This window comes from Vibrio sinaloensis, from assembly GCF_000808535.1.
GTDB lineage: Bacteria > Pseudomonadota > Gammaproteobacteria > Enterobacterales > Vibrionaceae > Vibrio > Vibrio sinaloensis_D.
In genome coordinates this window covers 51,124-58,193 of sequence record NZ_JWLV01000002.1, presented here as the reverse complement: position 1 = coordinate 58,193, position 7,070 = coordinate 51,124, and the positions used below count along the sequence as shown (strand labels likewise).

Sequence of the window (7,070 nt, the reverse complement as noted above, 5' to 3'; positions counted from 1 at the left end):
ATGTTTGAATTGACTGTGCTCTTATTGGTTTTTACTTTTGAAAAAGTAAAACAAAACAGCTCAAGGCTGCTTCCCAATTCGAATGGTCACTTCGTATCATTGAAACCTAATTTGAAGCCGAAGCTTCTAATTGGATTATCATCAACGAGTGCCCACACAGATTGATAGGTTTATATTGTTAAAGAGCTTTTTCTAACAACCACTTGGCTTAACACCGTGTTGCTAGGGGTGCGTATCTTACGCTTCCCGATTTGAGAGTCAAGCGTTATTTCAAACTTTCTTTTCTCTCTTACCGAGCGGTTTGTGACTTTCGTCTCACTCCGTGTCGGTGAGGCGGCATTATAGGGAGGTCTGAACGGATGACAAGTGTTTTTTTGAAATTAATTTTTGTTTGCTCAAAAAGAAATCAAAACGGTTGAAATAGAATAAAATTTCAACATTTGAGTCATGTCACATCAATGCGTTGGAAAAACGACAACCATATACGTAATATCTCTGTGTCTATTTTGTTAACAGTAGATACCGTTTTTTTAGTAAACCAATAGTTGTATTCCAATATGAATTCAAACAAATCGACCTTAATGATTGTCGCCGTCGCAATCATAGGTGCAATCCTCTTTTCGCAGGTCGCGTTATCACCTGCTATTAGTTTTGTGATTGGTGTTTTTGCTTGCGCTTTTGTTATCAAATTTTCGAACACCACTCCAATCGACGAGCCACATAACGACCCATCCACTAACACGCTCTACGTGGGCAACCTGCCATATAAAGCAAACGAATCTAACGTTAAGGAATTATTTTCTAAACATGGTGAGGTGTTCGCGGTCCGGTTAATGAAAGATAAACGAACAGGTAAAAGGCGAGGTTTTGGTTTCGTCGTGATGGCTGCAGCCGATGCACCGAAAGCGATTGAAGCGTTAAATGAAAATGAATACATGCAACGCACACTGAAAGTGCGCATTGCTAACGATCCTAAATCTTCAGCGGATAATGCTGAACAGAGCTAAACTGTAATTGGTTTAGTGCTCGATTCAATGCTCCCTCTTCCCAAGGGGGAGCGGTTGAAAAAATACTCCTTTCTCCACACTTCTCTTGTTTATTCACACCAAGAAGCGCTTCTACTCTTCTGGCAATAGCTTCACCTGAGTCCACCAGCAACACTGACTGCCCAAGCACACTCTGAATCTCCTCTTTAATAAGAGGGAAGTGAGTACACCCTAATACTGCCACATCAATATGATGACGAAGCGGCTCTAATATATTGGTGAGTTCATCCAAGCAGATAGCTTTGCCACGTAGTTTCTCTTCTGCCATATCAACCAGCCGTGTCGAGCCAAGCATTTCTACTGGCTTACTTTGAGAGAAACTACGGATAAGATCGTGAGTATATTCTCTTGTCACTGTCGCAGGGGTTGCGATTAAGCCGACGGCCTTATTCGCCATATTGGAAGCTGGCTTTATGGCCGGTACCACGCCAACGACAGGAATAGTTAATTGAGAGCGAAGCGTAGGAAGGACGATCGTACTTGCGGTATTACAAGCGATAACCACCAGATCAATGTCTTTTTCTTCAACGAGACGGCCAATCAGCTTTTCGACTCTCGCGATCAAAGTATCATGGGCTAGCTCACCATAAGGGTACGCTTCATTATCGAAGATATAGGTATAGTTAAGATGCGGAAGCTTATTGGCAATTTCTTGGAAAACCGACAGTCCGCCTACACCAGAGTCAAAGATAAGGATATTTGAATGATTCGACACTTGAGTAACCCACGATAAGAGATGTGGCAATCATACTCAGTTCGGCGTTTTTGGCAATCTCTTGGCCGTATAACGTTGATATGAGAAGCGTCCATCACTATCTATATGCGTAGGTGTTACCTCGATACAACCTTGATAACTTCGAGTCTGCGTCACTAAGGTATGGAATTCTCCATTTTCACCACAAGGATCGACGTTATCAGGAAGTGCTGTTAGAAACTCTGGGCTATACAACTGACCGCAAAACTGCTGACTCAGAGCGTTACCATCAGTGGTAACAACAAGGGTCTGTATTCCTCACTGAAGAATTTCTTGCGCCAGTTTTTCACTCTCCTCCCCCATTAAGGGGAACAAACACTGCCAGCCAGCAGGTTCGATATAGCTACGGCGATAATCAGCAATGCCATTGCAGAACATGTCACCAAACGCAACAGCATCTATTTCGATCCCACTCGCCTTCAAGCTTTCAACAATTCGTGCTTGGTATACTTCATTGGGAGGAAAGGTTTCGGGTAGTTCAACTTTAATCAAAGGTAATTGCAGTAATTGGGCCTGCATATCCAGCACATGAAGAGGCGTGGCTTGGAAAGGCACTTCATCTTTCACATAGGTAGTATAGAGGGCGACCACATTAAACTCTGGGTTATCTCGAAGCCTTTCTAGTACTAGGGTTGAATCTTTTCCGCTCGACCAACTGATGATGACGTTGTTTTTCATACTGTTTATCTATCGATAAAAAACCGCCCGAAGGCGGTTTTAAGTACTTAGAATTGGTAAGTTAGGTTAGCAAAGTAGCGACGCTCTGGTGCGTTGTAACTTAACGTTGTTTGATACTTCTCATTGGTTAAGTTGTCGACACGTGCTCGAACAACGAGATCTTGAGATACCCAATACCCAACAGAGGCATCCCACAAACTCACAGATGGCAGTTCATTTTTCGGGTCGCTCACTTCTTTAGGATTGCCCAACCGCTCTCCTGTATAGGTATAGGTCAGATTAAAATCGAAGTCTTCGTAAGATGCATCCAGTAACCATTTGTAGTTTTCATCCGCACGCTTAGCGAGCTTATTACCACCTGAATCTTGGTGGTCTTTGAACTCGGCAATAAGTGTATGGTGAATAAAGCCTGTATTGAACGTTCCGCTTATTTCAAGACCGCGCAATTCTGCGTCCACATTCTCTGGGTACCACCAAGGAGAACCTTCGTACCATATGATAAGGTTATCGACATCATTGTCGTAAGCGGTAACATCCAAAGTGAACAACTCAAACTCGCCCGTGTATCCGATTTCACGACTGATCGCTTCTTCTGGTTTCAAATCTGAGTTGTTGGTTAAGTCGGAGTAACTCGGCGCTTTAAAGGAAGTGCCTAGTGCAGCTCTTAAAGAGTGAGCTTGCGTTAGGTGATAGCGGGTTCCTAGCGACCAAGTAACATGGTAATCGTAAGTATCGTGCTTATCATTGCGAACACTACCCGTAAGTTGTAAGTCTCCAAACTGAACATCAGTAGAAAGATACACGCCCGTTGTATTACGAGACTCTCCCGCTAATTTATCTGGGTTTCCATAACTTAGCGCATCATCATCCAACTTTTCTCTGCGCCAATCGGCACCGGCGCCAACCGTAAAGTTTTCAGAAACCGAATATTGATTAAGAAATTGCAGGTTCGTCAGAGAAATCTTCTTCTCAGTACCTGCATTATCTTTACCTTGAGCCTGAGAGTAGTTTAGGTTTTCAATAGCTTGTTGGTTGGCTCGAAACGTCGAGCTGAGTTTGTCACCGTGATATTGAACATCCGCAGTAATACTCAAGTTTTCTGAATAACCGTAGTTTTTACCGCCTGAATCATATTCAGTTAAACTGTCATACCAACGAACCGATGCAGAGCCTGAGAACTGCTCGTTGAATGCCTGAGAATAGGAAGCAAACAAGTTTTGGCTTTCATACCCATAATCTAAGCCAGTTGCTGGATCTTTAATATCAAAACCATCGGTCTCTTCAAAACCACCAGCGAGTTTTACAATGCCGCCGTTAGCAAATGCGCGCGTCGTCGAGAAATTCGCTTCTTTTTGAGCATCGCTTCCTGCGCCCAAAGAGACGACTGTGCCTTCATTTGATTCACTTGAAGAGGTAATGACGTTAATCACACCAGCGATTGCATCAGACCCATAAAGGGCGCCACCAGGGCCTTTGATGACTTCTACACGCTCGATAATACCAACAGGGATATGGTTAAAACTAATCCCACCAGCCGCAGAATTGATACGTACGCCGTCAACCAAGAACAAAACTTGATTGCTATTAAAGCCACGAACAAATACAGAGGCAGAATGACCACGGCCGCCACTTTGGGAAACTTCAACGCCTGGTACTCGCTTTAATACATCAACCAAAGACTTAGCTTGAATCGCTTCAATTTCTTGCTTTGAAACAATCGTCGTTGAAGTGATAACTTCATTGAGAGGCTGCTCAAAACGATTCGCTGTGATCACCATTGTCTCATCAACAGAAACATCTTGGGCAATGGAATAGGTAGAGGGAAGCAGCGATGCCATAGCCATCGCTAAAATAGATCGGTTCATTATTCTGTCCTAAATCGCGTAAATCCTACCGAGCTTGAAGCGTTTGCTTCCAGTGATTGAGCTCAGCTGCTGGCAGGTATTCGGACTTAAGAGCTGTTAGCCTACTGCCTCGACTTCCCGCATATTCCTCTATGCAGTGTCTATTGAGGGGTCGTTCTCTTTTACCGCTGCGCGTCAGTTCTGGAATTCCACCAGATTCCCTTATTTCAGCCATCTATACATCCAGATAGCACCAGCTTGGGGCCGATGTTATTCAGCTATTGATATTTTGTCTAGTTAAGATTGGTATAAGCTATAGTTTTTACAGCAGGTTAGTGTCGTGATTACGAACCAACACTGGACATCAAGCGGGGATTGAATAAAATCTGCGCTCTCAAATAAAACGCACTAAGCACAGGCAATAACCCAAAGGTAATAATCATGGCTACTCTTGATGTAAACCCACAACGCTACCAAGAACAACTGGCAGAAAAAGTTGAGCGCCTTACCGAAATGTTCGCTCCTTACAACGTGCCAGAATTGGAAGTGTTTGAATCTCCAGAGCAGCACTACCGTATGCGAGCAGAGTTCCGCGTTTGGCATGAAGGTGAAGACCTTTACTACATCATGTTCAATCAAGAGACTCGAGAAAAGTACCGCGTCGATCAATTCCCTGCGGCGAGCCGTTTAATCAACGATCTCATGCCTTTACTCGTTGATGCAATGAAAGACAACGATTCACTGCGTCGTAAACTGTTCCAAGTGGACTTCCTCTCTACACTGAGCGGTGAAATCTTGGTGTCTCTTCTTTACCATCGCCAGCTCGATGATGAGTGGACTAAGAATGCTAAAGCGCTTAAGCAACGTTTAAATGACGAAGGCTTCAACCTCAATATTATCGGCCGTGCGCGTAAGATGAAGATAGTTCTCGATCGTGATTACGTGATCGAAAAACTGGATGTGAATGGCAAGCCTTACATCTACCAGCAAGTTGAAAACAGCTTTACTCAACCAAACGGTAAAGTCGCAGAGAAGATGTTGGAATGGGCCGTCGACTGTACTCAAGACAGCCAAGGTGATCTGCTGGAGCTATACTGTGGCAACGGCAACTTCTCTCTTGCGCTGGCGCAAAACTTTGAGCGCGTGTTGGCCACCGAGCTAGCTAAGCCTTCGGTTATCTCGGCGCAATACAATATTGCAGCCAACAAGATCGACAACGTGCAGATTCTGCGCCTTTCTGCTGAAGAATTTACCGAAGCGATTGAAGGCAAACGCGAATTCCGTCGCCTAAAAGATGCGGGCGTGGATCTTAAGAGTTACAACTGCAACACGATTTTTGTCGATCCACCACGTGCAGGTATGGACATTGACACGTGTAAGATGGTGCAAGGCTATGAGCGTATCTTATACATCTCATGTAACCCAGAAACCTTAAAAGAAAACTTAGACGTTTTGAGTGAAACCCACAACGTGACTCGCTTTGCTCTATTTGACCAGTTCCCATTTACCCACCACATGGAAGCGGGTGTGATGCTAGAGCGTAAATAGACGCTTTACTGAAACAAAAAACGAGCCATTTAGGCTCGTTTTTTAATATCTATTTTCGACTCTCTATGACTCAGCTTTTGCTGTTGTCGGAGTTAGAAAACCCAGTTTCTTTGCAACCCATAGCAGCAAGCCCAGCGTGATGAAGATCGCTAGCATGTTTGAACCCGCATCTGGGTACTGAGCCTTGATAAAGGCCGAGTGACCGAATGCACCCACAAAGAAACACGCTAGACCCACTAGCGGGATATCTTCTGATACAGGTTTACTTAGATACTCTTGGTACAGCGTCTGAACAGCTAGTACTAGAGCAATGAGTGGAAAAATTGAGAAAGAAACTTGGCTCATTGTTAGCCAAGACAGCATTGCGTCCCCACACATACCCGCAACAAGTGCCAGCACTAGGGTTTTCTTCTCAGAACCACGATTAACTTGGTTTGTTTCGTTCGACATTAATCTATCCCACCTTTTAATCGGTTACGTTCACGTTCTTTGCGATACCAATAAGCCCCTTTGGCCATCATTCGCAACTGCATAATTAGACGCTCGGCAAGCTCGTCGCGTTCACGTCCTTCTAAATCTAAAGCTTCTGCGCCAGAGTTAAAGACCAAGGTAACCGATGCTTCGGCTTGAGTGAAAGCTTCTTCACGGGTCATCCCTGTACCGATAAGGTACTCCGTTAACTCAGCTGAAAAATGTTGAATTTCTCTCGCGACTGCGGCACGAAACTCGGCAGAGGTGCCAGAGCGCTCACGCAGCAATAAACGAAAGACGTTGGGGCTACTCTCGATAAATTCCATAAAGGTTTCTACCGATGTGCGAATCACACTGCCCTCTTTAACAATGCGCTGGCGAGCCTGACGCATTAATTGACGAAGCAATAAACCGCCTTCGTCCACCATAGTTAACCCGAGCTCATCCATATCTTTGAAATGGCGATAGAATGAGGTGGGGGCGATTCCCGCTTCTCGTGCGACTTCTCGTAAACTGAGGTTAGAGAAACTTCGATCTGCACAGAGCTGACTAAAGGCGGCATCAATCAATGAACGACGCGTTTTCTCTTTCTGCTGTGCGCGGATTCCCATGGATTTCATAACTACGGATCTTTTTCTTATTTTGGTAGCCTTTAATATACAACGATTGACTTAGGGAGATAACCCAAAAATCTCGCTCTGTGACTACCGAGGGCAATTAAACCCAGTT

The 7,070-nt window shown here is 44.5% G+C and carries 6 protein-coding genes, 1 pseudogene and 1 riboswitch; of the genes and pseudogenes, 2 read left to right on the top strand and 5 right to left on the bottom strand.

The window, feature by feature from the left end; all coding sequences use genetic code 11:
• Nucleotides 1-557: 557 nt before the first annotated feature.
• Entirely contained in the window at nucleotides 558-1,007 is a 450-nt protein-coding gene (locus RJ47_RS04220; RefSeq protein ID WP_038193553.1) for an RNA recognition motif domain-containing protein, read from the top strand.
• Here the strand turns inward: RJ47_RS04220 and murI are convergent.
• From murI to RJ47_RS04205, 3 genes and pseudogenes are all read right to left on the bottom strand, one after another.
• Nucleotides 973-1,761 carry a glutamate racemase gene (gene murI / locus RJ47_RS04215; RefSeq protein ID WP_039474614.1) on the bottom strand — a complete coding sequence of 263 codons (789 nt, stop codon included), beginning with the start codon at nucleotides 1,759-1,761 and terminating at the stop codon, nucleotides 973-975. The genes RJ47_RS04220 and murI overlap by 35 nt on opposite strands.
• A gap of 36 nt (nucleotides 1,762-1,797) precedes the next feature.
• A pseudogene (locus RJ47_RS04210) lies at nucleotides 1,798-2,478 on the bottom strand (ATPase).
• A gap of 47 nt (nucleotides 2,479-2,525) precedes the next feature.
• Nucleotides 2,526-4,343 carry a TonB-dependent receptor domain-containing protein gene (locus RJ47_RS04205; RefSeq protein ID WP_039481777.1) on the bottom strand — a complete coding sequence of 606 codons (1,818 nt, stop codon included), beginning with the start codon at nucleotides 4,341-4,343 and terminating at the stop codon, nucleotides 2,526-2,528.
• A 53-nt stretch (nucleotides 4,344-4,396) separates the two neighbouring features.
• Nucleotides 4,397-4,595, bottom strand: a riboswitch (cobalamin riboswitch).
• Nucleotides 4,596-4,763: 168 nt separating this feature from the next.
• Here RJ47_RS04205 and trmA point away from each other — a divergent pair.
• Nucleotides 4,764-5,870, top strand: coding sequence for a tRNA (uridine(54)-C5)-methyltransferase TrmA (gene trmA / locus RJ47_RS04200; RefSeq protein ID WP_038216085.1), 1,107 nt, complete (start codon nucleotides 4,764-4,766; stop codon nucleotides 5,868-5,870).
• Nucleotides 5,871-5,933: 63 nt separating this feature from the next.
• Here trmA and RJ47_RS04195 read toward each other — a convergent pair whose 3' ends face one another.
• Both RJ47_RS04195 and fabR read right to left on the bottom strand, forming a co-directional pair.
• Nucleotides 5,934-6,320 carry a YijD family membrane protein gene (locus RJ47_RS04195; RefSeq protein ID WP_005476634.1) on the bottom strand — a complete coding sequence of 129 codons (387 nt, stop codon included), beginning with the start codon at nucleotides 6,318-6,320 and terminating at the stop codon, nucleotides 5,934-5,936.
• Complete coding sequence (gene fabR, locus RJ47_RS04190; protein WP_005476630.1) at nucleotides 6,320-6,961, bottom strand: HTH-type transcriptional repressor FabR; 642 nt, start codon at nucleotides 6,959-6,961, stop codon at nucleotides 6,320-6,322. The genes RJ47_RS04195 and fabR overlap by 1 nt, the downstream gene beginning before the upstream one ends.
• Nucleotides 6,962-7,070: the final 109 nt, after the last annotated feature.

Excerpts from the sequence above, each read along its gene's own strand:
- RJ47_RS04205 (WP_039481777.1), bottom strand. The coding sequence starts at position 4,343 with ATGAACCGATCTATTTTAGCGATGGCTATGGCATCGCTGCTTCCCTCT.
- RJ47_RS04195 (WP_005476634.1), bottom strand. The coding sequence starts at position 6,320 with ATGTCGAACGAAACAAACCAAGTTAATCGTGGTTCTGAGAAGAAAACC.
- trmA (WP_038216085.1), top strand. The coding sequence starts at position 4,764 with ATGGCTACTCTTGATGTAAACCCACAACGCTACCAAGAACAACTGGCA.
- RJ47_RS04220 (WP_038193553.1), top strand. The coding sequence starts at position 558 with ATGAATTCAAACAAATCGACCTTAATGATTGTCGCCGTCGCAATCATA.
- fabR (WP_005476630.1), bottom strand. The coding sequence starts at position 6,961 with ATGAAATCCATGGGAATCCGCGCACAGCAGAAAGAGAAAACGCGTCGT.